General features: G+C 63.5%; 24 protein-coding genes. 6 read left to right on the forward strand and 18 right to left on the reverse strand.

Annotated features, from left to right (window positions below):
* Positions 1-41: 41 nt before the first annotated feature.
* The 4 genes from LB524_RS09485 to LB524_RS09500 form a co-directional block, all read right to left on the reverse strand.
* Complete coding sequence (locus LB524_RS09485) at positions 42-1,055, reverse strand: ABC transporter substrate-binding protein (RefSeq protein ID WP_140617183.1); 1,014 nt, start codon at positions 1,053-1,055, stop codon at positions 42-44.
* 175 nt (positions 1,056-1,230) lie between these two features.
* Entirely contained in the window at positions 1,231-2,010 is a 780-nt protein-coding gene (gene dapB, locus LB524_RS09490; RefSeq protein WP_224525568.1) for a 4-hydroxy-tetrahydrodipicolinate reductase, read from the reverse strand.
* Between the two features lie 10 nt (positions 2,011-2,020).
* Positions 2,021-4,114, reverse strand: a complete 2,094-nt coding sequence (locus tag LB524_RS09495) for an ATP-dependent helicase (protein ID WP_224525570.1) — start codon at positions 4,112-4,114, stop codon at positions 2,021-2,023.
* Positions 4,115-4,182: 68 nt separating this feature from the next.
* Positions 4,183-4,356, reverse strand: coding sequence for a hypothetical protein (locus LB524_RS09500; RefSeq protein ID WP_015318449.1), 174 nt, complete (start codon positions 4,354-4,356; stop codon positions 4,183-4,185).
* A 109-nt stretch (positions 4,357-4,465) separates the two neighbouring features.
* Here LB524_RS09500 and LB524_RS09505 point away from each other — a divergent pair, with 109 nt between their 5' ends.
* A complete protein-coding gene (locus LB524_RS09505; protein ID WP_015318450.1) occupies positions 4,466-4,606 on the forward strand; it encodes a hypothetical protein in 141 nt (46 codons plus the stop codon).
* A 33-nt stretch (positions 4,607-4,639) separates the two neighbouring features.
* Here the strand turns inward: LB524_RS09505 and LB524_RS09510 are convergent, their stop codons facing one another.
* From LB524_RS09510 to LB524_RS09525, 4 genes are all read right to left on the reverse strand, one after another.
* Positions 4,640-4,810, reverse strand: coding sequence for a hypothetical protein (locus tag LB524_RS09510; protein ID WP_224525574.1), 171 nt, complete (start codon positions 4,808-4,810; stop codon positions 4,640-4,642).
* A gap of 309 nt (positions 4,811-5,119) precedes the next feature.
* Positions 5,120-6,280, reverse strand: a complete 1,161-nt coding sequence (locus LB524_RS09515) for a M20 aminoacylase family protein (RefSeq protein WP_015318452.1) — start codon at positions 6,278-6,280, stop codon at positions 5,120-5,122.
* The gene (locus LB524_RS09520; RefSeq protein ID WP_224526080.1) at positions 6,273-7,517 is read right to left on the reverse strand and encodes a Zn-dependent hydrolase; all 1,245 of its coding nucleotides are present in this window, start codon (positions 7,515-7,517) and stop codon (positions 6,273-6,275) included. Before LB524_RS09520 ends, LB524_RS09515 begins: the two co-directional genes overlap by 8 nt.
* A 14-nt stretch (positions 7,518-7,531) precedes the next feature.
* Positions 7,532-8,740 (reverse strand): diaminopropionate ammonia-lyase, encoded by a 1,209-nt coding sequence (locus tag LB524_RS09525; protein ID WP_224525576.1) that lies wholly within the window; start codon positions 8,738-8,740, stop codon positions 7,532-7,534.
* Between the two features lie 104 nt (positions 8,741-8,844).
* On the opposite strand from LB524_RS09525, the gene LB524_RS09530 reads away from it, so the two are divergent.
* Positions 8,845-9,324, forward strand: coding sequence for an Lrp/AsnC family transcriptional regulator (locus LB524_RS09530; protein ID WP_224525581.1), 480 nt, complete (start codon positions 8,845-8,847; stop codon positions 9,322-9,324).
* A 62-nt stretch (positions 9,325-9,386) separates the two neighbouring features.
* The gene (locus LB524_RS09535; protein WP_224525584.1) at positions 9,387-10,529 is read left to right on the forward strand and encodes a flavin-containing monooxygenase; all 1,143 of its coding nucleotides are present in this window, start codon (positions 9,387-9,389) and stop codon (positions 10,527-10,529) included.
* 31 nt (positions 10,530-10,560) lie between these two features.
* Here LB524_RS09535 and LB524_RS09540 read toward each other — a convergent pair whose 3' ends face one another.
* From LB524_RS09540 to LB524_RS09565, 6 genes are all read right to left on the reverse strand, one after another.
* The gene (locus LB524_RS09540) at positions 10,561-12,669 is read right to left on the reverse strand and encodes a molybdopterin-dependent oxidoreductase (RefSeq protein ID WP_224526082.1); all 2,109 of its coding nucleotides are present in this window, start codon (positions 12,667-12,669) and stop codon (positions 10,561-10,563) included.
* An 82-nt stretch (positions 12,670-12,751) separates the two neighbouring features.
* A complete protein-coding gene (locus LB524_RS09545) occupies positions 12,752-14,629 on the reverse strand; it encodes an ABC-F family ATP-binding cassette domain-containing protein (protein WP_140878575.1) in 1,878 nt (625 codons plus the stop codon).
* A 134-nt stretch (positions 14,630-14,763) separates the two neighbouring features.
* Complete coding sequence (locus tag LB524_RS09550; RefSeq protein ID WP_224525586.1) at positions 14,764-15,216, reverse strand: MucR family transcriptional regulator; 453 nt, start codon at positions 15,214-15,216, stop codon at positions 14,764-14,766.
* A gap of 161 nt (positions 15,217-15,377) precedes the next feature.
* The gene (locus tag LB524_RS09555) at positions 15,378-15,581 is read right to left on the reverse strand and encodes a hypothetical protein (RefSeq protein WP_015318460.1); all 204 of its coding nucleotides are present in this window, start codon (positions 15,579-15,581) and stop codon (positions 15,378-15,380) included.
* Positions 15,574-16,500: a DMT family transporter gene (locus LB524_RS09560; RefSeq protein ID WP_318012223.1), complete on the reverse strand. Its 927-nt coding sequence runs from the start codon at positions 16,498-16,500 to the stop codon at positions 15,574-15,576. The genes LB524_RS09555 and LB524_RS09560 overlap by 8 nt, the downstream gene beginning before the upstream one ends.
* 42 nt (positions 16,501-16,542) lie before the next feature.
* Positions 16,543-17,376: a hypothetical protein gene (locus LB524_RS09565; RefSeq protein WP_181166384.1), complete on the reverse strand. Its 834-nt coding sequence runs from the start codon at positions 17,374-17,376 to the stop codon at positions 16,543-16,545.
* A gap of 109 nt (positions 17,377-17,485) precedes the next feature.
* Here LB524_RS09565 and LB524_RS09570 point away from each other — a divergent pair, with 109 nt between their 5' ends.
* On the forward strand, positions 17,486-18,445 hold the full coding sequence (locus LB524_RS09570) for a LysR substrate-binding domain-containing protein (protein WP_015318463.1): 960 nt from the start codon (positions 17,486-17,488) through the stop codon (positions 18,443-18,445).
* Between the two features lie 60 nt (positions 18,446-18,505).
* On the opposite strand, the gene LB524_RS09575 is transcribed toward LB524_RS09570, so the two are convergent.
* Positions 18,506-19,018: a DinB family protein gene (locus LB524_RS09575; RefSeq protein ID WP_015318464.1), complete on the reverse strand. Its 513-nt coding sequence runs from the start codon at positions 19,016-19,018 to the stop codon at positions 18,506-18,508.
* 64 nt (positions 19,019-19,082) lie between these two features.
* On the opposite strand from LB524_RS09575, the gene LB524_RS09580 reads away from it, so the two are divergent.
* Positions 19,083-19,775, forward strand: coding sequence for a glutathione S-transferase family protein (locus LB524_RS09580; protein WP_140823712.1), 693 nt, complete (start codon positions 19,083-19,085; stop codon positions 19,773-19,775).
* 91 nt (positions 19,776-19,866) lie between these two features.
* Here LB524_RS09580 and LB524_RS09585 read toward each other — a convergent pair whose 3' ends face one another.
* Entirely contained in the window at positions 19,867-20,139 is a 273-nt protein-coding gene (locus LB524_RS09585; RefSeq protein WP_140617197.1) for a DUF2934 domain-containing protein, read from the reverse strand.
* Positions 20,140-20,442: 303 nt separating this feature from the next.
* Here LB524_RS09585 and ndk point away from each other — a divergent pair, with 303 nt between their 5' ends.
* Complete coding sequence (gene ndk, locus LB524_RS09590; RefSeq protein ID WP_140823713.1) at positions 20,443-20,865, forward strand: nucleoside-diphosphate kinase; 423 nt, start codon at positions 20,443-20,445, stop codon at positions 20,863-20,865.
* A gap of 62 nt (positions 20,866-20,927) precedes the next feature.
* Here ndk and LB524_RS09595 read toward each other — a convergent pair whose 3' ends face one another.
* Positions 20,928-21,113 (reverse strand): alpha/beta fold hydrolase, encoded by a 186-nt coding sequence (locus LB524_RS09595; RefSeq protein ID WP_140823714.1) that lies wholly within the window; start codon positions 21,111-21,113, stop codon positions 20,928-20,930.
* Positions 21,114-21,117: 4 nt separating this feature from the next.
* Positions 21,118-21,600 (reverse strand): molybdenum cofactor biosynthesis protein MoaE, encoded by a 483-nt coding sequence (locus LB524_RS09600; RefSeq protein ID WP_140823715.1) that lies wholly within the window; start codon positions 21,598-21,600, stop codon positions 21,118-21,120.
* Positions 21,601-21,602 lie beyond the last annotated feature (2 nt).

A 21,602-nucleotide genomic window follows, 5' to 3' on the forward strand; every position in this document is an offset into this window, starting at 1 on the left:
TTCCTCAAGAGCGAACCGGGTAACCCGCCTCGCCTGCCTGCCTACTTGGCGGCGTCGACGAATTCCGTCGTGAAGGTTTTCGACAGGTCGATCTGCTTGCCCTGCAGGCTCTTGGAGAAGGTCGACAGAACTTTCAGCACCGTCTCGGGGCCATCGGCCGGCATGCGTCCGTCGGGCGTGAACATCGCCTTGCCGCCGGCGAGCCCCTGGATATAGAGATCCTTGTTGCCGGCGTAATAGTCCTTGGGCATCTTGTCGGCGATCTCCTCGGCCGAATGGCCGGCGATGAACTTCATCGTCTTGACGAAGGCATTGGCGAGCTTCTGTGCTTCGTCCTTGTGGCCTTCGACCCAGGAAGACTGGACGTAGAAGGATGCCGCAGGATAGTCGCCGCCCAGCGCTTCCTTGGTCTTTTCGGGCGTGCGCATGTCGACCAGGACACTGGCCTCGCCGGTCTTGAGCAATTTCGCGATGGTCGGCTCCGTGGTCATGCCGGCCTGAATTTGGTCCTGCTTGACTGCGGCGATGAAGGTGTTGCCGGCGCCTACCGGCAGCAGCGTGTAATCACCCGGCTTCAGGCCGCTGCGGACGGCAAGATATTGGGTCAGGAAATCGGTCGACGACCCAAGCCCGGTGACGCCCAGCGTGGCGCCCTTGAAGTCGGCCGGCGACTTGATCTCCGGGTGCTTGGCGGAGACCAGTTCGACCTCGCCAGGGGCCTGGCTGAACTGGACGATCGACTCGATGTATTTGCCCTTTGACTGTAGGTCGACAGTGTGGTCATAAAAGCCGACAACACCCTGCACGGCGCCGGCCAGCAATTCATTCTCGGCCTCGACGCCGGCTCGCGAGTTGATCAGTTCGACGTCGAGCCCCTCATCCTTGAAGTAGCCGAGCTGCTGGGTGAGCACGGCCGGCAGGTAAATCTGCTTTTCCATGCCGCCGACAATGATGGTGATCTTGTCCGCGGCGGACGCCGCGGTCGCGCCCGTGCCGACAATGGCGAGCGTCAGCGCCGCCGAACGCAAGATGCACTTCGAGATCAAACCGGTCATGTAACTTCCTCCACCTGGGCGGCGCGCCATCCAGGCTGCGCCGCATTCCTCCTGCCGGCCACTCCCGCACCGGTCACGCGGCGAACGCCGCAATGAATCAATTGCATGCCCAAGCTTTCAGCTGGCTTTCAGCCACTTTAGCAACCGGGGAATGAAAACAGCCAGGATTTGCTGGTTACGATGCGCCAAAACCCAATACGTCGCGCATGTCATATTCGCCGGGAGCGCGGCCCGCCACCCACAATGCCGCGGCGATGGCGCCGCGTGCAAACATGATGCGGTCGCCAGCCGAATGCGCCAAGGTGACGGTCTCGCCTTCCGTGCAGAAGCTGACGCTGTGCTCACCAATGATGGCGCCACCCCGCGCCACCGCGAAGCCTATCTCGCCCGCCGGCCGCGCGCCGGTGACGCCATCGCGGACGCGCCTCGCAACCGTGGCCAGCCCGATTTCGCGTCCGCCGGCAACAGCCTGCCCCAGCATCAGCGCCGTGCCCGAAGGCGCGTCGATCTTGTGGCGATGATGCGCCTCGAAAATCTCCGCATCCCAGTCATCGGGGTCGAGCGCCCGCGCCGCCTGTTCGACCAATCCGACCAGCATGTTGAGCCCGAGCGAGAAGCTGCCGGAGCGCACGATGGCAATGGTTTTCGCGGCATGGCCGATGGTGGCCATCTCGGCGGCCTCGAAGCCTGTCGAGCCAATCACCAGGGCTGGCCCGCCCCTTCCGGCACACAATCTGGCCAGTTCCGCGGAGGCGGCCGGCGTGGTGAAGTCGACGACCACGTCAGCCATGGCAATTGCCTCGTCGCGGCTCACCAGCCCATCGCCGACACTGCCCGGACGGTGAAAGCAGCCGGTGAGCGCCAGACGCGCATCGGCCCGCACCGCATCCGCCATCTGGCGACCCATGCGGCCGAGAGCGCCTGATATGGCGATCCTGATCGGCGGCTGCGGCATCGACTTCCTGCTATTTCCACATGCCGCGCATGCGCGCGCCGATGTCGACGCGCACCTCCGGCCGAGGCGCCCTGCCCTGCGCCGCTTGCGCGGCCGGCCACGAAAGCTGCTGGAACGCGGCGAGGATGGAGGCCGGAATGAAACGGGTGCGCGAGGCGTAGACATGGCGGTCGCCGCGTGCCGCCTGGCCATGCGGAAAGAAGCGCTGGGGCATGACGAGGTTGAGATTGTCCTTGGCCCGTGTCATCGCCACGTAGAGCAGCCGTCGCTCCTCCTCGATATCTTCCTTGGTGCCGACACCGAGATCGGCCGGAATGCAGCCATCGACCGTGTTCAGCACGAAGACGTTCTTCCACTCCAGGCCCTTGGCCGAGTGGATGGTCGACAAGATCAAATAATCCTCGTCGCGGTGCGGAGGGCCGGCCTGGTCGCTGGTTGCGTCCGGCGGATCGAGCGTCAGCTCGGTCAGGAAGCGTTCGCGCGAAGCATAGCCCAAGCCGATTTGCTCGAGTTGCAGCAGGTCGGCGCGGCGCGTGATCGCATCCTCGTGGATGCGCTCCAGATGCGGTTCGTACCACAGCCTGACCTGTTCGAGATCGGCCGGCCATTTGGCGCCGGCGCGCAAGCCGGAATAGAGCGAGACGAAGCCGGGCCAGTCGTCGGCGGCGCGCTGCGGCGGACGCCAGCCGGCCAGTCCCATCGCCTCGTCCAGCGCCGATGTCATGGCCTCGACGACCTGCGCGGCGGCGGAAGGGCCAATGCCGGGAAGAAGCTGCAGCACGCGAAAGCCGGCGACACGATCGCGCGGATTTTCGGCAAAGCGCAGTACCGCCAGCACGTCCTTGACATGCGCGGCATCGAGGAATTTCAGGCCACCGAACTTGACGAAAGGGATGTTGCGCCGCGTCAGCTCGATCTCCAGCGGCCCGCTGTGATGCGAGGCGCGAAACAGCACCGCCTGCGACTTCAGCGCGGTACCGGCCTCGCGCTCGGCAAGGATGGTGTCGCAGACGAAGTTCGCTTGTTCGACCTCGTCGCGCACGGTCACAAGTCTCGGTTTGTCGGCGGATTTGCGTTCCGACCACAGGTTCTTGGTGAAGCGCTCCGAGGCTTCGCCGATGACAGCGTTGGCGGCCGCCAGAATGGTCTCGGTCGAGCGATAATTGCGCTCCAGCATCACCACATCGGCGGTCTGCGCAAACTGTCCGGGGAAGTCGAGGATGTTGCGCACCTCGGCGGCCCGGAACGAATAGATCGACTGCGCGTCGTCACCGACGACCGTCAGCCCGGCGCCGTCGGGCTTGAGTGCCATCAGGATCGAGGCCTGCAGCCGGTTGGTGTCCTGATATTCGTCGACCAGCACATGGTCGAACCGTCCGCCCAGATGCGTGGCGATTTCAGGCTCGGCTGTCATCTGCGCCCAGTAGAGCAGCAAATCGTCGTAATCGAGCACATTCTGCGCCTGCTTGGCCTCGACGTAACCGGCAAACAATTGCTTGAGCTGCTCGGCCCAGCCGGCGCACCAGGGGAAGGCGGACCCCAGTACCTCACCCAGCGGCGCCTGCGCGTTGACGGCGCGCGAATAGATGGCAAGGCAGGTGCCTTTGGTCGGAAAGCGCGCTTCCGTCCTGGACAAACCGAGTTCGTGGCGCACGAGATTCATCAGATCGGCGGAATCCTCCCGATCATGGATGGTGAAGGCCGGATCGAGGCCGATCTCCAGCGCATAGTCCCGCAGCAGCCGCGCGCCGATGCCATGAAAAGTGCCGGCCCAGGTCAGTGCGTCCGTGATCACCGCGGCGTCGCGGCCGAGCACTTCGCCGGCGATGCGCTCGACACGTCTCGCCATTTCGGATGCGGCGCGCCGCGAAAACGTCATCAGCAGGATGCGGCGCGGGTCGGCTCCCTTGACGATCAAGTGGGCGACGCGGTGCGCCAGCGTGTTGGTCTTGCCGGAGCCGGCGCCGGCGATAACCAGCAGCGGGCCTGCAATCTTGCCGTCGCCATGTTCGACGGCCTGGCGTTGGGCGTCGTTCAGCCGGGCGAGATAAGCCGGCTGGCCGGTCTGTTCCAAAAACGTCGAATCATGGGCGGCGAGGTTCATCGCCCATCAAGCATCGTTTCCGCTTTGTTCGCAACAGAGAAGCAGCTCCGCCAATACAGCGGGAGCAATCAGCGTTTCGGGTCAACGCCCATCGACGCCGACTGCCGGCGTAGCGCCTCGCGGTCGTTTGCGGGCGCTGGCAGCAAGAGCGGATCGACACTGTCGGGAACCTCGTCGATCATCTTGCGGGCGAGACGGTAAGTGACAAAGGCCAGCGTGCCAACCAGAAGCAAACGGATCATGCGGCGGTCCTCCTTCGCTGGGTCAACCTGAGGCAGGGGATTTTGTTCCCTCGGCGCAATCGTGCAACCAAACCGACACCGCCTCGTTCTGCGGGTGGAGGAAGTAGCCATGAAAAAGCTGGGACTGATCCTCGCGCTGGTGACTTTGGCTTTCTCGGCCTGCGACAACAAATTGCCGCCGACAAAGGCGACTGGGGCCGATCAAGATCTCGCCATTCCTGTCGTGAACAATGGCATTGCCAGCCAGTGAATGGAGCATTGCGCAAAAACGATTGCGGGATCTTCACCGCATTGCCGCGATGCATTCCTCGAGACGCTCGAGGCGGAACTTGGCATTGCGCAGCTCGTGGCCTGCGTCCTGGCGCAGCTGTCGTGTCTGCGCCGAGGCGGCGGTCAAGTCTCGTTCGAGTTGAGCGATGCGGGCGCGCACCCGCCGCGCTTCGTCCTGACGCACCGCCTTTATCCAGCTCCGCCCGCGCATCTATGAACCCGCAGCATCCAAAAGCGTGCCACAGCCATGACAGTAAAACCCTAACTTCCGCCGAGCGCGAACGTTCTAACTTTAACGAAATCTAATTTAGCATGCGGGAGAGAAGGCCGGCGCCGCTTGGGAGGTAATCTGATAGCGCCGGCCAGGCGGATATCAGGTCCGCCGCGTGAGCGAGGGTAGCTGAGTCTTGCCGTAGCGTCATGCCAGATCAAGGATTTCGGCCTTTCCCCGGCGTTTTCCCCCGCTAAATGCCGCGAAAATCCCCCCGGGGGTTCAAGTCCCAAGCCGCTGCCTGGCGATGGCGGCATGGAAACTGGCGCCGAACAACAGCCCGTCGTCGTTGAAGTCGTAACTGGAATTGTGAAGCGGTGCCGAGGCCTCGCCGTTGCCGAGGAAGACGAAGCAGCCCGGCACGTGGTCGAGGAAGCGGGCGAAATCCTCCGACGCCGTCATCGGCTCGCGGGCGACCGCGATATTGCCGCGTTCGAAAACAGTCCCGGCGGCGGCAAAGGCCGCGTCGACCAGTTCGGCATCGTTGCGCAAAGGCACGAATTCCCTGGTGTAGTTGACCTCGGCGGCAACGTTGTAAGCGGTAGCGATGCCTTCGGCGATGATGCGCATCTGGCATTCGATCTTGGCGCTCACCTCGGGGCGGAAGCTGCGCGCGTCGCCAAGGATGCGGGCGATGCCCGGCAGTGCGTTGCGGGTGCCATCGGTGATCAGTTCGGTCACCGAAACCACGGAGATGTCGGCCGGGCTCAGCCGGCGCGAGACGATGGTCTGCAGGTTGGTAACCAGCGCACAGGCGGCGACCAGCGTTTCCTGACCCGAATGCGGCCGCGCAGCGTGACCGCCCAATCCCCTGAGCACGATCTCGAAGACGTCTTCGGCCGACATGACCGGGCCGGCGCGGGTCTCGAAATGTCCAACCGGCAAGCCCGGCATGTTGTGCAGGCCAAAGATCTCGTCGAAGGGAAAGCGCTGCATCAGGCCATCGTCGAGCATCGCCAACGCGCCTTTTCCCCATTCCTCCGCCGGCTGGAAGATGAAGCGCACGGTGCCGTCGAAACCGCCCTCCCCGGCCATGAGCTTGGCCGCACCGAGCAGCATCGCCGTGTGGCCGTCATGGCCGCAGGCATGCATGATTCCGGGATTGCCGGAGCGGTATGGCGCGGTTGATTGCTCTGATATGCGCAGAGCATCCATGTCGGCCCGCAGCGCGATCGCGCGGTTGCCGCTGCCGCGCTTCAAAGTCCCGACGACCCCGGTGCCGCCGACACCCTCGGCGACATCGTCCAGGCCGAATTCGCGCAGCTTGGCGGCAACGAAGGCCGCGGTGCGCTCCTCCTCGAAGCCGAATTCAGGGTGCGCGTGCAGATCATGCCGCCATTCGGTCATCTCCAGCTTCAGCACATCACGATCGATTTCAGCCATCGCCTGATACCTCCCGATCCGCAAGGTGGGCGACGATATCAAGCAGGATGTTGGCGCCGGCGACAAGCTCGGCATCGGCGGTATGTTCGCGCGGATTGTGGCTGATGCCACCGGCGCTCGGCACGAAAATCATCGCCGCGGGCGCGAGGCGCGCCATCATCTGCGCATCGTGGCCGGCGCCTGAGGTCATGCGCTTGGATGCATACCCGCGCTTCTTCGCGGCAGCTTCGATCAATTCGACAATGCTGATATCGAAGATCACCGGCTCGAAGCGGGCCAGCCGCTCGACCGAGATCGCGACGCCATCGGCGGCCAGGTTCTCAAGAAACGCGGCGAGTGCGGCTTCCTCGGCTTGCAGGCGATGCTCGAAAGGGTCGCGCAGGTCGACGGTAAAGACGGCGCGCGAGGGAATGACATTGATGGCGTTTGGCTCGAAACGCATCGTTCCGACCGTTGCAACGGTCGGCGTGTTCGAGGCTTTGGCGCGGTCGTGCAGGAACGTGACGACACGCGCGGCCGCATGCCCGGCGTCATTGCGCATCGACATCGGCGTGGTGCCGGCGTGGTTGGCGACGCCGTCTATGGTGATGCGCTGCCAGGAGATGCCTTGCAGGTTTTCCACAGCACCGATCGGCACGCCTTCGCGTTCCAGAACCGGGCCCTGCTCGATATGCAATTCGAGATAGACGTGCGGCTTGAGGAAGCCCGGCTCCTCGTCGCCGGCATAGCCGATGCGGGCCAGTTCCTCTCCCAGCACGCTGCCGTCGGTGCCGACGGCCGCCAGCGCCTCGTCGATACCGACGCCGCCGGCATGGACCAGTGAACCCATCATGTCGGGGGAATAGCGAACCCCTTCCTCGTTGGTGAAGGCGGCGACCGCGAGTGGTCGCGACGGGACAAGAGCCGACGCCTTCAGCGTCTCGATCACCTCCAGCCCGGCGAGCACGCCGTAGCAGCCGTCATAGATGCCCGCATCGATGACGGTGTCGATATGCGAGCCGATGAGGATCGGCGCATGGCCGGCATTCTCCGGCACCTGCCAGACGCCGAAGATATTTCCCATGCGATCGATGGCGATTTCGAGACCGGCCTCGCGCAGCCAGCCGACGAAGCGGTCGCGACCCAGCCTGTCGGCGTCGGAGGCGGCCAGCCGCACCAATCTGCCCTCGCCATCACGACCGATGCCGCCGAGTTCGCGGATGCGGCCAAGCAGCCTTTGTGCGTCGATCGAGGTCATCGCATCGATCAAGGTCATGGCGTCGCTCCAGAAAGCACCTTGCCGGCAAGCACATCTGCCGGACTCGTGCCGACGAGTTCGGCATAGCGGCCGGGATCTGTCGCGCCTTCGGTGTTGACGACCAGCACGCGCGAAGTGGCGTCGAGGCCAAGCTCGGCCTTATGATCGGCCATCGCCCGGATCAGCCCGGCAAGGCCGACCCCGCCGCTTTCACCGGCAACGATGGCCGGATCGTTGCCGGCCGGGCGTGCCAGCCGCCGCATCACGGCGATGGCTTCGTCCTCGTCGACGGTCATGAACGCATCGGCGACGCGTGCCAGCACGCGCCAGGCGACCGGCGAGGCCTCGTAGCATTCGAGCATCGCCATGACTGTCGCCTCGCCATGCGCGATCTTGACCGGATGCCCGGCCTTGGCGGCGCCGAAAACGCAGGCGGCACGGGCGGGTTCCACCACCGTGAAAACCGGCCTGGCTTCGCCAAGCACGATGGCGAGATGGCCGGCGACCGCCGCCGCGATGCCGCCGACGCCGGCCTGCACGAAGACATGGGTCGGCGGTTCGGAGATCTGGCCCAGCGCCTCGCGCACGATCGCCGTGTAGCCCTGCATGACGAGGCCCGGAATGCGTTCGTAGCCCGGCCATGAGGTATCGGAAACCACCGTCCAGCCTTTCTCCGCGGCGACGCGCGCTGCTTGCCTGACCGAATCGTCGTAATTGCCGTCGACATGGATCATCTCCGCCCCATAGCGGGCGATGGCCGCGACGCGCCCGTCGCTGACGCCGGCATGGACAAAGATCGCTGCCTTTGCGCCAACAAGCTCGGCGCCTTGCGCGACGGAGCGGCCATGGTTGCCGTCGGTAGCGCAAGCAACCGTCATGGTCCCCGCGACCGACCGGACTTCGGGCCGATCGAGATCCGCGACACCGACGGAGCGGCCGAGCCGCTTGCTTGCCTCCTCCAGGACCAGGCGGAAGACCGCATAGGCGCCGCCCAGCGCCTTGAAGCTGCCTAGGCCGAGGCGAAAGCCCTCGTCCTTGACATGCAAGGTGCCGAGACCGAGTTCGCCAGCCAATGCCGGCAGGGCGTGCAGCGGCGTCGCCAAGTGATTGTCACGGCGGGCAAGGAAACGCTCGACAGTGTCCGCCCCGGCGATGCCGAGGGTTTCGGCATCGGCCTCGTCCAGCGGCTGGCGGTGCAAGGCATGGCGATTGGGCAGGAACATTGGCGGTCTCTCCTAGGCGTCCAAGAGAAGATATATTGCAAAACCTGCGCAAAAAGCGCCGCAATTTAGCTCTTGAAATGCAAGTTTGTTTCGTCAGGATAGCAATGTCTCAGTCGCCAGCCTCACTCGACAGCTTCGATCTCGCCATCCTTGCCATCCTGCAGCGGGACAACACGACGCCGCAACGGCTGATCGGCGAGGCGGTGAACCTGTCGGCGCCAGCCGTGCAGCGCCGCATCAAGCGCATGGAGCAGACCGGCGTCATTACCGGCAATGTCGCCGTTGTCGAGCCGGCGGCCGTCGGCCAGCCGATCACTATCTTCGTCGAGGTGGAGCTCGAGAGCGAACGCACCGAACTGATCGACGAGGCCAAGCGGCAATTCTCGGCGGAGCCGCAAGTACAGCAATGCTATTATGTCACCGGCGAGGCCGACTTCATCCTCGTCATCGCCGTGGCCGACATGGGCGCCTACGAGGCGCTGACGCGAAAACTGTTCTTCGGCAGCAACAATGTGCGGAAGTTCCGCACCTTCGTCGCCATGGACCGCGTCAAGGTCGGGTTGACGGTGCCCCTGCCTGGATGAGCCGGTGGCACCCTTGCCACGTTTCTGACATTCTGGATCGCCAATTGGAGGTGGAGGCGCGCATGGGCGAAACCACGAAAGTCGCGATCATCGGTGCCGGGCCGGCGGGCCTGGCGGTTGCCGCGTGTCTTCGCCAGGCCGGGCAGGATTTCGTCATGCTTGAAAAGGAGCAGCAGGCCGCGCCAGCCTGGCGGCGTCACTATGACCGTGTGCATCTGCATACGACCAAGCGTTACACCTCGCTGCCCTTCGTTCCCTTCCCAAGGGATTATCCGCGCTATGTGCCGCGCCACCTCGTGGTCGAGTATCTCGACGCCTATGCAAAACGCTTCGCCCTGGAGCCCCGCTTCGGCGAAACGGTGCGAGCGGTCGCCAGGGATGGCCGCGGTTGGCGGGTGGAATCGACCTCCGGCGCCTTACGCGCTTCGCATGTGGTGATCGCGTCCGGCTACAATGCCGAACCCTTGCTGCCCAGATTTGCCGGCATCGAGGCCTTCAAGGGCAAGACGCTGCACAGCGCCGACTATCGCAACGCCGCGCCTTTTGCCGGCCAATCGGTGCTGGTCGTCGGCATGGGCAATACCGGCGCGGAGATTGCGCTCGACCTGGTGGAAGGCGGCGCCCGACCGACGATCTCGGTGCGCGGGGGCGTTCACATCGTCCCGCGCGAACTGTTCGGCGTGCCGATCCAGATGGTCGGCATGGCGACGCGGCTCGGGCCGCAGCGCATCAACGACGCGCTGTTCCCCGTCATCCTCGATCTGGTGCTGGGGAGGCTGGAGAAGTTTGGGCTCAGACGGCCGAAGCAGGGATTGCTGCAGCAGATCGCCCTTGCGTCGCGCATTCCGGTGATCGATGTCGGCACCATCGGCAAGATCCGGGAAGGTGCGATCAAGGTGGCGCCCGACATCGCCGAAATCTCGGAACGCGGTGCCCGTTTTGCGGACGGCAAGCACGGCGAATTCGACGCCATCCTCTTCGCCACCGGCTACCGGCCAGGCTATGCCAGGTTCCTCGAACCCGGCGTCGAGCCCGGCCCCAGCGGCGTCAATGCCCAAGCTTCGGATCTCGGCCTCTATCTGGTCGGCTTTCACAACGCGGTCACCGGGCTGTTGCGCGAAATTGGCATCGAGGCCCAGGCGGTCGCCGATGACATCCGCCAACGGCAAAACAGGAAAAAGGTGGCCGAAACCCTGCCGGTGTGATGGGCTCGCGGACGACCTGGCTCCGCTCGGCTCAATCTGCCTTGCGCAGCCAGACCTTGTTGTCGTGAAAGGCAGCGCCGCCATAGGGTGCGGGGGCGTCGGCGCCGGTCAGTACATTGATGCCCTCGCCGCGCTCATGCGCGCTGTTCGGCCAGATACCTTCGGCGATCACGACGCCGCGCTTGATGCCGCCGAACAATCTGGCGTGCAGCACCACCTCGCCGCGCATGTTGCCGATCTCGACACGGTCGCCCTCGGCCAGCCCCAGAGCCGCCGCGTCCTCGGGGTGCAGCAGGAGTTCCGGGCGGCCCTCCTTGGCCTTCGAGACCGGTGTTTCGGAAAAGGTCGAGTTGAGGAAGTTGCGCGCCGGCGAGGTCGTCAGCCGGAACGGATGGGCTTCGTCAGCCACCTCGATCAGGTCGACATGATCAGGAAATTCGGGCAATCGCGCCACCGGGCCGAACAGGCCCATGCTCTTCGGCGGCCGGTTCGGAGCCGCCTGCCCGGTCCAGTCAGCGCGAAAGCGGAATTTGCCATCCGCATGGCCAAAGCCCCGGATGAAATGCGCCGTCTCGAAATCCGGCTGCAGATCAATCCACTTCTGCTCTTCCAAGCTGGCGAAGCTGCCCAACCCGCGCTTGCCGAGGATGATGTCGATATGCTGCTGCTCGGTCAGCCCGAAGCCCGGCCTGTCGGCGACACCAAGGCGCCCGGCCAGCTGCTCGATGACGAAATGGTTGGTGCGCGGCCCTTCCGGCGGTTCGATCAGCTTGGGGCCGAGCGTGATGTGCTGGTTGCCGCCGCCCTTGTAGATGTCGTCATGCTCGACGAACATCGTCGCCGGCAGCACGACGTCGGCCAGCTTGGCCGTGTCGGTCATGAACTGCTCGTGCACGCAGGTGAACAAATCATCTCGCAGGAAGCCCTGCTTCACCAGCCGCTGCTCGGGCGCGACATTCACCGGATTGGTGTTCTGGATCAGCATCGCCGTCACCGGGGGCCCGCCATAAAGCGCGTCACTGGCGCCGGTCAGCACCGGGCCGATGCGCGAATGGTCGAGATAGCGGATCGAGGGATCGCGCATGCGCGTGCCCTCAAGCACCTCCTGGTTGAGTTTGAAGATGCCGGAATTGGAATGGAAGGCGCCGCCGCCCTCATACTGCCAGGCGCCGGTGACGGCGGCGATGCATGCCGCGGCATGCATGTTGACGGCGCCGTTGCGCTGGCGGGCAAAGCCGTAGCCTAGGCGAAAATAGGTCTTTTTCGTCGCGCCGACGAGGCGCGCGAAGGTCTCGATCTCGGCGACCGTCAAACCAGTAATATCAGCCGCCCATTCCGGCGTGCGGGTAACGAGATGCGCCTCCAGGCCCGTCGGATCGTCCGTGTATTTCTGCAGATAGGCGCGGTCGGCCAGGCCCTCGCGAAACAGGACATGCATGACCGCACAAGCGAGCGCGCCGTCGGTGCCGGGCTTCAGGACCAGACCGATGTCGGCCTGCTTCATCGTCGCATTCTCATAGACGTCGATGACCACGATCTTCGCGCCGCGTTCCTTGCGCGCCTTGATGGCGTGGGTCATCACATTGACCTGCGTGACCACGGCGTTGGTGCCCCAGATCACCACGCAGTCGGATTTCGCCATCTCGCGCGGGTCCGGTCCGCGCAGCGCGCCTGCCCCCATCATCCAGCCGGTCCAGGCGAGATTGGTGCAGATCGAGCCGAAGAAGCCCGAGTATTTTTTCGCGTGGCGCAACCTCTCGATGCCGTCGCGCTGCACCAGCCCCATCGTGCCGGCATAGTAATAGGGCCAGACCGTCTCCGAGCCGTACTTCGCTTCGGCCGCGTCGAATTTCTCGGCGACGAGATCGAGAGCGGCCTCCCAGCTAGATTCCTGCCAGACGCCCTCGCCCTTGGCGCCCTTGCGCACCAGCGGCTTCAGCAGACGATCGGGATGATGGACGCGGTCGGCATAGCGGGCGACCTTGGCGCAGACGACGCCCGACGTGTAGCTGTTGGCCTTGGCGCCATGGACCCGGCCGATGCGGCTGCCGTCGAGCAGTTCGACCTCGAGAGCACAGGTCGACGGGCAATCATGCGGACAGGCCGAATGGCCGATGCGGAGGTTGGCGTGCTGGTTCATGGGAGATGTGTAGCGGGTTTCGGGAGTGGCGTGTAGGGCCAGATAATCAGCCAATCTCCACCTCGTCGAGAGATCACGCACCCTACTCCGCCGTGCCTTCCTCATATTCGGCCGACATGGTCAGCCATTTTTCCTCGTGGCCTGCCAGCGTCTGCGCAAGCTGCGAGCGCTCCTTGGCGAGCCGCGTCGCGGTCGAGGGATCCTTTTCATAGACCGCCGGATTGGACAGCTCGTCCTCGATGCCGTCGATGCGTTTGCGGATGCGATCCATCAGCGCCTCGGTGGCGCGGATTTCCTTGGCCAGCGGTTCGAAGGCGGCGCGGCGTGCGGCCGCGTCGCGGCGACGGTCGGCTTTTGACGCCTTGTCCGCTTCGCGCTTGCCACGGCGGTCGCCGGAGACGCCGGTGACCAAAGTCTTGTAATCCTCCAAGTCGCCGTCATAGGGATTGACCGCACCGTCCTTGACCAGCCACAGCCGGTCGGCGGTCGCTTCCAGCAGATGGCGGTCGTGCGAAATCAGGATAACGGCGCCGGGAAATTCGTTCAGCGCATGTATCAGCGATTCGCGGCTGTCGATGTCGAGATGGTTGGTCGGTTCGTCGAGGATGAACAGGTTCGGGCCCTCGAAGGCAGACAGGCCCATCAGAAGGCGCGCCTTCTCGCCACCGGACAGGTCCTTGGCGGGCGTATTCATTTTCTCGGTCGTGAGGCCGAACTGGGCGACGCGGCCACGCACTTTCGATTCCGGCGCCTCTGGCATCAGCCGGCGGACGTGCTCATAGGCATTTTCCTCAGGACGCAGATCGTCGAGCTGGTGCTGGGCGAAGATCGCCACCTTCAAACCCGGCGCCACCGTCATGGTGCCGGTTTCCTGCTTCAGACGACCCGACAGAAGTTTGGCGAAGGTCGACTTGCCGTTGCCATTGGCACCGAGCAGCGCGATGCGGTCGTCGGCATCGATGCGCAGCGTCATCTTCTTCAGGATCGGCTGACCCTCGGTGTAGCCGACATTGACGTTGTTCAGCGCCACGATCGGCGAGGCCACGGTCTTCACAGGCTCGGGGAAAGAGAACGGCCGTACCGTGTCGTTGACGATGGCCGAGATCGGCTTCATCTTTTCCAGCGCCTTGATGCGCGACTGTGCCTGCCTTGCCTTGGAGGCCTTTGCGCGAAAACGCTCGACGAAGGATTCCATGTGCTTGCGGGCGGCCTCCTGCTTAACCCGGCCCTTTTCCTGCAATTCCTTCTGCTCGGTATACTGGCGCTCGAACTGGTCGTAGCCGCCGCGCCAGAACGTCAGCTTCTTCTGGTCGAGATGAACGATCGAATTGACGGCACGGTTGAGCAGATCTCGGTCGTGCGAAATCAGAAGCACCGTGTGCGGATACTTTGAAACATAGTTCTCAAGCCACAGCGTCCCTTCAAGGTCGAGATAGTTGGTCGGCTCGTCGAGCAGCAGAAGGTCGGGCTCCGAAAACAGCACGGCGGCCAACGCAACGCGCATGCGCCAGCCGCCGGAGAAGGACGAGGCCGGACGGCGCTGCGCGGCGTCGTCGAAGCCTAGGCCGGCCAGGATGGTGGCCGCGCGAGACTCGGCCGAATGGGCGTCGATGTCGGCCAGCCGCATGTGGATGTCGGCGATGCGGTGCGGATCGGTGGCGGTCTTTTCCTCTTCGAGGAGCGCGGAACGTTCGAGGTCGGCCTTGAGCACGATCTCGATCAGCGGGTCCTCGGTGCCGGGCGCTTCCTGCGCCACCTGACCGATCCGCGTATTCTTCGGCAGGCTGATCGAACCCGTCTCGGAGGGGAAATCGCCTGTTATGGCCTTGAACAGCGTCGTCTTGCCGGTCCCGTTGCGGCCGACAAGACCGGCCTTGGTGCCGGCCGGCAGGGTGAGCGAGGCGTGGTCGAGAAGCAGGCGCCCCGCCATGCGGAGCGAGAGGTCGTTGATGATAAGCATGGCCGCGCTTTTGCACTGGACATCAACGCTTCGCAAGGCCTTGCCGGCCAGTTGGCCGCACAAGGCCTTGAAACGGCGCCCACAACCGTGCCGTCAGAGCCGCGACAGCGGCCTGCCGTGCAGTCGGCAAGGCCTCAGGCAGCCGCCTTGCCGCGCTTTGTCGCCTTGGCCACGACTGCCGGCGCAACGGCCGGCTTGCGGCCAAGTCCCGTCGACTTCGCCAACGCCGACCGGGTCGCGGAGTAATTCGGCGCGACCATCGGGTAGTCCGGCGGCAAGCCCCATTTGGCGCGATAGTCGTCAGGGCTCAAACCGTAGTCCGTCCTGAGGTGTCGCTTGAGCGACTTGAACTTCTTTCCGTCCTCCAGGCAGATGATGTAGTCGGGAAACACCGACCTTTTCGGATTTACGGCCGGAACAAGGCTCGGGCTTTCCACGACAGCCGCACCAGCCAGCTTTCGGACCGAGGCGCTGACGCTGGCAATCAAGTCAGGCAGGCCCGAAGCCGGGAGCGGATTGTTGCCTACATAAGCCGAGACAATATCGGCGGTTAGCTCGATAACGATCTTATCCTCGATATTTGACAATTCTTTCACCCTGTTTGCGACAAAGTCGTCTACCCCAGTGAAGACTTTTGTCGATGTATCTCTTTAACCGTGCCCCCAACGGACCCGCCAAGTCCCAAAACGAATCAAGACTTGGCGTCAACTACTTTTATGGGAAATCGACCTCGTGCAAATTAGAAAATCTAATACTTGGATACGGCAGACTTGGTCGAGCGGCTGTCAGCCAATATCTCAAGAATACGCTTCCAGCGGGCACAACGCCCGAAATCCTTCTGCTCGATCGCCTTTTCGGCCTTCATCGCGGCGTAAAGTGGTGCCTCGGCGCCAAATTCCTTGATCAGCCAATGCGCTTCCTGCCTGGCGAGACGTTCATTGTCGTCAAACATAGTTTTCCGCCTCCGAACGTTCCAGTCCGACCGCGATGCAACTGCCTATGACAAGGACGGCTCCGGCAATGGCTGTCGTCGTCAACCGTTCGCCGGACAAGGTCAGCAGCAGTGTCGAAGCGATCGGCGTGAGATAGGCAATGACAGCCACCTTCCCGCTGCCTCCCAGTTTCAGGGCCCGCGACCAGAAGTAGTAACCAAGCCCCATAGGGCCGGCACCGAGATAGAGCCCGAGGGCCAGATCCACCCCGGTGGGCCAGGCGAAGCCTTCGCGAGCGGACCATATAAGGGTCAAAGCGACGCCAACCAGCGACGATGGCAGCAACAGGCGGTCCGGCGAAGTGGCGAGCCGTCCCACCATCACCGAATAGAAAGCCATGCACAGCGCGGAGCCGAATGCGCACAGATAGCCGGCGAGATCACCCTGAAACCAGGTGCGGTCGCGGCCTCCCGAAATCACCAGCGCGACGCCGACGAACCCAAGGGCCGCTGCAAGGCCCAGCAAAGCCGGACGCCGGGGATTTTCGAAGGCGATCACGGCCGCGGCAACCATCAAGGGCCAGGTGTAGGCCACCAGATTGGCTTCGATCACCGGCATCGAGGCGAAGGCGATATATTGCAGCACCATGGTGCCGACCAGACCGATGAAGCCGACCGCGAGCGGCGCCAGCGCGGTGCTCGCCGCGATTGCCATGGCTTTCTCTCGGCTCATCAATCGGATGGCCGCGAAGACCAGTGCAGCCCCTACAAATTGCAGGAACTGCACCTGCGACACCGGGTGACTGGCCAGCAGGGATTTGCCGACCAGCGCATTTGTCGACCACAACGCCACCGCGCCGGTGGCGAAGACCAGCGCGGACATCGAGCCTGATCCATGCCGAAGGAAGCGCCATGGGGCTCTATCTCTGCGTTCGACCATGATCCTGTCCGAAAACCGGCTCCCTTTCCGGATCATGGATCGTTACCATGATTCCCTGGCCCCACCCGGAACCGGTGCTTCGGCCGGGGCCGGCGTCGGATGTTCCGCCTCGAACCGGCGATAGGCCGGCAGCTGATTGGTCCACACGTCCTCGGCCAGCTCATTGACCCATTCGCGGTCGTGATCGTTGTCGGCGGCAAGGTAAAACATCCTGTTGTCGTCGACATAGGGCTTGGCCACGGAGCGCTGGTTGAGCACCAGGGTGACGCGTTCGCCGAACTGGATCGGCGCCGTGCGGTGCAGGACGCCGAGGAACTGCCCGAGCGTTGCATATCTCATCTTGTGATCGATGCGCATGATACGGTTGCGCGGAATCTCGCGGCCGGATTCGAGAATGGCGCGGCCGGTCTCGGAATCATCGCAATAGATTTCGAGATGGCCGCCGACCAGCGGATCGCTGATCGACAGCGGAATGAGTTCGGTGACCGGAACGCCGTCGCAATGCCATTCGACGGCGCCATCCCTGGGATTCATGAAGGTAACGGTCGAACCTACGATCGACAGCGGATAGGGTTCCAGCTTCGTGCCCATCATGTCGGACAGGCGCTCCAGGCGCAACTTGTCGTTCAGCAATTCCTTGATTTCAGGTATGAAACGGTCGGCGCCGGTGATGAAGGTCAGATCGAGATGCTTGTGCACGGCATGGCTGGCCTTGAGCTTCAGGGCGGCCTCCTCGATCGCGGCAAGCAGTGCCGGATCATAGCCATGCAGATACTGCGCAACGCCGAAGCTCGACACCTTCCAGGCGGTTTCGTGGCCGATAATGGCCTCGCGGCTCATCGCATAGCGCAATTCGGGTATCGTATGTGCGTTCATTGTACTTCTCCAAGTGGGGCAAACACTTGGTTAACAGTCAATTAAATTAGCCCCCCCTGTAAAATTAGGAATGCTAGTGCTACCGTAAGCCAAGCTTAAGGTCGAAACCGTGCGTCTGCTCAGTCAGGTCAACCTCAATTCGCTGAAAATCGTGGAGAGTGCTGCGAGGCACGGCAATTTCACGCGTGCCGGAGAAGAACAGTTCATCACCGCATCGGCGGTCAGCCAGCGCGTCAAGAGCCTGGAGGACCAGCTGCGTTTCAAGATTTTTCAGCGCGGCGGCAATGCGGTGTCGCTGACACCGGAGGGCGAGACCTATGTCTCGCGCGTTCGCGAGGCGCTGGAGCGTATCGTCGCCGCCAGCATGGAAGCGACCGGGCAATCACAGGAACATGTGCTGAAAATATCCGTGCTGCCGACATTTGCCGCACGCTGGCTGTTTCCGCGCCTGCCGCTGTTCCAGCAGCAACATCCCGATATCGTGATGCGGGTTTCGACCTCGTACGCGACGCATGAGTTCACGACTTCCGAATTCGATCTGGAAATCCGCTATGGCGACGGCCATTTCAACGGACTGCCGTCCGACCTGCTGTTTCGGGAAGACCTGACCCCGGTGTGCAACCGCAAACTGTTCCATGAGGTTCTCGGCGACAAGCCGGTGTCAAAGGTGACGCCGGACGACCTCAAGCACTTCACGCTGCTGCATTCCGACACCTGCACCCAGAACTGGCAATCCTGGCTTGGTTTCGCCGGGGCCAGTTTTGTGCTCAGCGAGACCAAAAGCATCTATTTCGACTCGTGCATGATGTCCTACGAGGCGGCCAATGCCGGAATGGGTTTTGCCGTCGCCAACCGTGCCTATATGGCCAGCGACATCCGCGCCGAGAGGCTGGTCGCTCCCTTTGCCGTCCACCATCCGAACACGGCCGGCTGGTATTTCGTCTCGCCCCACAAGAGCCTTGCCGCGCGCAAGGTGCTGCGGTTCAAGCAATGGGTGATGGCGGAAGCGGCTCTGACACAGAGCCAATTGGATGGCGAAGTCACCGGCCTGGCTTCGGCGGCTGTGTGAAAATGCGGCGATAGTCCGCGCCAACCGTTCGCCATCGAATTTAGAACGAAACCATCTGGATCAGGCGAAAGCCCTGCCCTCCTCGGTGCGCTGGAAATGCGCCAGATCGAGCGGCACTGACGGGCGACCCAGGACCGTCAGGATCATATGCGCCTGGCCGCGGTGATGGGTCTGGTGGTTGAAGACATGAGCCAGCGCGGGCGCCAGCCGCTGCGAGACGGTGCGCATGTCCGATACGGTCATATAGGTGAAGCGACCCGACAGCGCCTTGTCGCTCAAGCCGCCGAGCCAGTCGATAATCCGCCGGTCCTCGGCCTCGCGCGCTGTCCTCAGGACAGGCAAGGCCCGGTACAATATAGCGTCCAATGTCGTCGGCGCGGCGCCTTCGCCGGTGAAGCGCTTCATCCAGATGCGATCGGCGGCGAGCAGGTGGTTGAGCGTGCCCATCAGCGAGCCGAAGAAGGCGCCGACGTCGCGATTGAATTCCTCGTCGTTGAGATCGTCGGCGGCATCGTAGATGCGGCCATTGGCCCATTGATTGTATGCCGCAAACATCATGAAGTGCTGTTTCATTTTTTCCCGCCGGTCCGTTTCGGGTGTCGGGAGCGATACCTAGACCGCAAAGGAACCCGCGCCAATGACCATTCTGCTTTACGAACTCGTCGGGCGTGACGAGGGCCGCCCGTTCAGTCCACATTGCTGGAAGGCAACAATGGCGCTGGCCCACAAGGGGCTCGATATCTCGACCGCGCCGACGCGTTTTCTCGAAGTGCCCGCCGTTGAGGGCGGCGTTTCGAAAACCGTTCCGGTGATCCGCGACGGCGACAAGGTCGTCACCGATTCCTTTGCCATCGCGCTCTATCTCGAAGAGGCCTATCCGGATCGGCCTAGCCTGTTTGGCGGCGAAGGCGGCAAGACGATGGCGCGCTTCATCGAGCGCTGGTCGCAATCGACCATCCACCCTTACGTCACCACGGCGGCGCTCGTCGACCTTCATGCCATGCAAGACGAACAGAATGGCTCGTATTTCCGCCAGAGCCGGGAGCAGCGCTTCGGCAAGCGGCTGGAGGACGTCGTCGCCGCACGCGACGCCGGCCTGGCAACCTTCCGGGCGGCACTGGAACCGCTGCGCTCCATGTTGAGCTACCAGCCATTCATCGGCGGCGCCTCGCCGCTGTTTGCCGACTATATCGTCTTCGGCGCATTGCAATGGGCGCGCATCGCATCGCCGTACAAGTTGCTCGAAGACAGCGACGTGGTGGCGCAGTGGTTCACCCGCTGCCTCGACCTGCATGGCGGGCTTGGACGAAAGGTTGCGGCGGCGGCGTGACGCCGCAAAGGCCTTCTATCCGCAGGGCAGATCGAGCCTGTCAGCCTGTTGCGAAAATCAGGGGCCGAACAGCTGACCTTACTTCGCCGCCTTACTTGGCCGCCTTCTTTGGCTTGCTGGCTTTCGGCTTGCTGGCTTTGGCGACGAGCTTTTCTTGCTTGGGCGCGGCTTTTGCCTTGCTGGCGCCAGGTGCCTTCTTGGCCGGCTTCTTGCCCACCGTCGGCTTCCCCGCGTCCTCCCGGTCGACGTCGGCCGCCGCCTGGTGCCAATGGCGTTCGTGCTGACCGGCCGGGTGCCCTTCTTCCTGCCAGATCTGATGTGCACGGTTGCGAATGCGCTCCTGACGATCGTCTGTCATGGTCATGTTGTCTCCATTCGGGCCGACTCCAGCGCGGCGCCGACCGGGCGACTATAGCAAGCAAACCGTTGCTGTGCAGCCGTCTGATGCCGACGGCCGACGGGATCAGCCACGGAAATACCGACCATTCCGGCCCTGCGCTGTCGCTCCGGGCGTTCGTCGCCCGGAAACCAAACAATTTGGCTCGAACGCTTGGCGGACCACGCCTCACCCCGGCTCCTCACCCCTCTCCTCAGCCCTCTTGGCAATCAGCCGGGCGGCTTGTATAGAGCCCGCCACTCTCAATTCGAATTCAGACAAGGACGACCCATGGCGCTCGAACGCACTTTTTCCATGATCAAGCCGGACGCGACGCGGCGCAATCTCACCGGCGCCATCACCAGGATGCTGGAAGAAGCCGGCCTGCGCGTTATCGCCTCGCGCCGGGTGTGGATGAGCCGCCGCGAGGCGGAGGGCTTCTACGCCGTCCACAAGGAGCGCCCGTTCTTCGGCGAGCTGGTGGACTCCATGTCCTCGGGCCCGACCGTCGTGCAGGTGCTGGAAGGTGAGAACGCCATCGCCAGGAACCGCGAAGTGATGGGCGCCACCAATCCGGCCAACGCCGCCGAAGACACCATCCGCAAGGTGCATGCGCTCTCGATCGGTGAGAATTCAGTGCACGGCTCGGATGCGCCGGAAACGGCCGCGCAGGAGATCAAGTACTGGTTCTCGGATACCGAAATCGTCGGCTGAGCCGACACTGCACGTTCCAGGCGAGAAGGCCGGTGTTTCGCCGGCCTTTTTTTTGCTTGCGCTCAACTCTCGCGCACGAATCGCAGCACATCGGCATGCAGCCGATCCATATGGGTGTACATGAGGCCATGCGGCGCGCCCTCGTAAACGAGGAAACGGCAGTGCGGAATGAGCTTGGCGGACGGAATGCCCGTCAGCTCGATGGGCGCCGAGCGGGCGCGGTTGCCATGGACGAGCAGGGTCGGCACGGTATTATTCGGATGTCGGCCGCTTCCAGCGCCGGGCTGCCTGGGCATCGGTTTCCCTGGCCTCGACCCAGCCGCCCTCGGAGCCGTCGGTGCGATGTTCCTTCTTCCAGAAGGGTGCACGCGACTTGAGATAGTCCATGAGGAAGTCCGCCGCCTCGAACGCCGCCTGGCGGTGCGCCGAAGCGGCTACCACCAGCACGATGTTCTCTCCCGGCGCGATCTTGCCATGGCGATGGATGACGGTGAGGCCTTGCAGCGGCCAGCGCTCGCTTGCTTCGGTTGCGATGCGGCCGATCTCGGCTTCAGCCATGCCCGGATAGTGCTCGAGTTCGAGTGCCGAGAGCGCGCCCTGCTCGTCCCGGCACAGGCCTGAGAAGGTGACCACCGCGCCAATGTCGACGCGGCCTTGCGTCAGTGCGGCGATCTCGGCGGCGACGTCGAAATCCTGGCGCTGAATGCGCACGGTCGCTACCAGGACGGCCGACATGA

The sequence above is a fragment of the Mesorhizobium sp. ESP6-5 genome, from assembly GCF_020164695.1.
Lineage (GTDB): Bacteria > Pseudomonadota > Alphaproteobacteria > Rhizobiales > Rhizobiaceae > Mesorhizobium > Mesorhizobium australicum.

Bases quoted from the DNA above. Each gene is read 5' to 3' on its own strand.
- LB524_RS09485 (WP_140617183.1), bottom strand. From the start codon at position 1,055: ATGACCGGTTTGATCTCGAAGTGCATCTTGCGTTCGGCGGCGCTGACG.
- dapB (WP_224525568.1), bottom strand. From the start codon at position 2,010: ATGCCGCAGCCGCCGATCAGGATCGCCATATCAGGCGCTCTCGGCCGC.
- LB524_RS09495 (WP_224525570.1), bottom strand. From the start codon at position 4,114: ATGAACCTCGCCGCCCATGATTCGACGTTTTTGGAACAGACCGGCCAG.
- LB524_RS09500 (WP_015318449.1), bottom strand. From the start codon at position 4,356: ATGATCCGTTTGCTTCTGGTTGGCACGCTGGCCTTTGTCACTTACCGT.
- LB524_RS09505 (WP_015318450.1), top strand. From the start codon at position 4,466: ATGAAAAAGCTGGGACTGATCCTCGCGCTGGTGACTTTGGCTTTCTCG.
- LB524_RS09515 (WP_015318452.1), bottom strand. From the start codon at position 6,280: ATGGCTGAAATCGATCGTGATGTGCTGAAGCTGGAGATGACCGAATGG.
- LB524_RS09520 (WP_224526080.1), bottom strand. From the start codon at position 7,517: ATGACCTCGATCGACGCACAAAGGCTGCTTGGCCGCATCCGCGAACTC.
- LB524_RS09525 (WP_224525576.1), bottom strand. From the start codon at position 8,740: ATGTTCCTGCCCAATCGCCATGCCTTGCACCGCCAGCCGCTGGACGAG.
- LB524_RS09530 (WP_224525581.1), top strand. From the start codon at position 8,845: ATGTCTCAGTCGCCAGCCTCACTCGACAGCTTCGATCTCGCCATCCTT.
- LB524_RS09535 (WP_224525584.1), top strand. From the start codon at position 9,387: ATGGGCGAAACCACGAAAGTCGCGATCATCGGTGCCGGGCCGGCGGGC.
- LB524_RS09540 (WP_224526082.1), bottom strand. From the start codon at position 12,669: ATGAACCAGCACGCCAACCTCCGCATCGGCCATTCGGCCTGTCCGCAT.
- LB524_RS09545 (WP_140878575.1), bottom strand. From the start codon at position 14,629: ATGCTTATCATCAACGACCTCTCGCTCCGCATGGCGGGGCGCCTGCTT.
- LB524_RS09555 (WP_015318460.1), bottom strand. From the start codon at position 15,581: ATGTTTGACGACAATGAACGTCTCGCCAGGCAGGAAGCGCATTGGCTG.
- LB524_RS09560 (WP_318012223.1), bottom strand. From the start codon at position 16,500: ATGGTCGAACGCAGAGATAGAGCCCCATGGCGCTTCCTTCGGCATGGA.
- LB524_RS09565 (WP_181166384.1), bottom strand. From the start codon at position 17,376: ATGAACGCACATACGATACCCGAATTGCGCTATGCGATGAGCCGCGAG.
- LB524_RS09575 (WP_015318464.1), bottom strand. From the start codon at position 19,018: ATGAAACAGCACTTCATGATGTTTGCGGCATACAATCAATGGGCCAAT.
- LB524_RS09580 (WP_140823712.1), top strand. From the start codon at position 19,083: ATGACCATTCTGCTTTACGAACTCGTCGGGCGTGACGAGGGCCGCCCG.
- LB524_RS09585 (WP_140617197.1), bottom strand. From the start codon at position 20,139: ATGACCATGACAGACGATCGTCAGGAGCGCATTCGCAACCGTGCACAT.
- ndk (WP_140823713.1), top strand. From the start codon at position 20,443: ATGGCGCTCGAACGCACTTTTTCCATGATCAAGCCGGACGCGACGCGG.
- LB524_RS09600 (WP_140823715.1), bottom strand. From the start codon at position 21,600: ATGTCGGCCGTCCTGGTAGCGACCGTGCGCATTCAGCGCCAGGATTTC.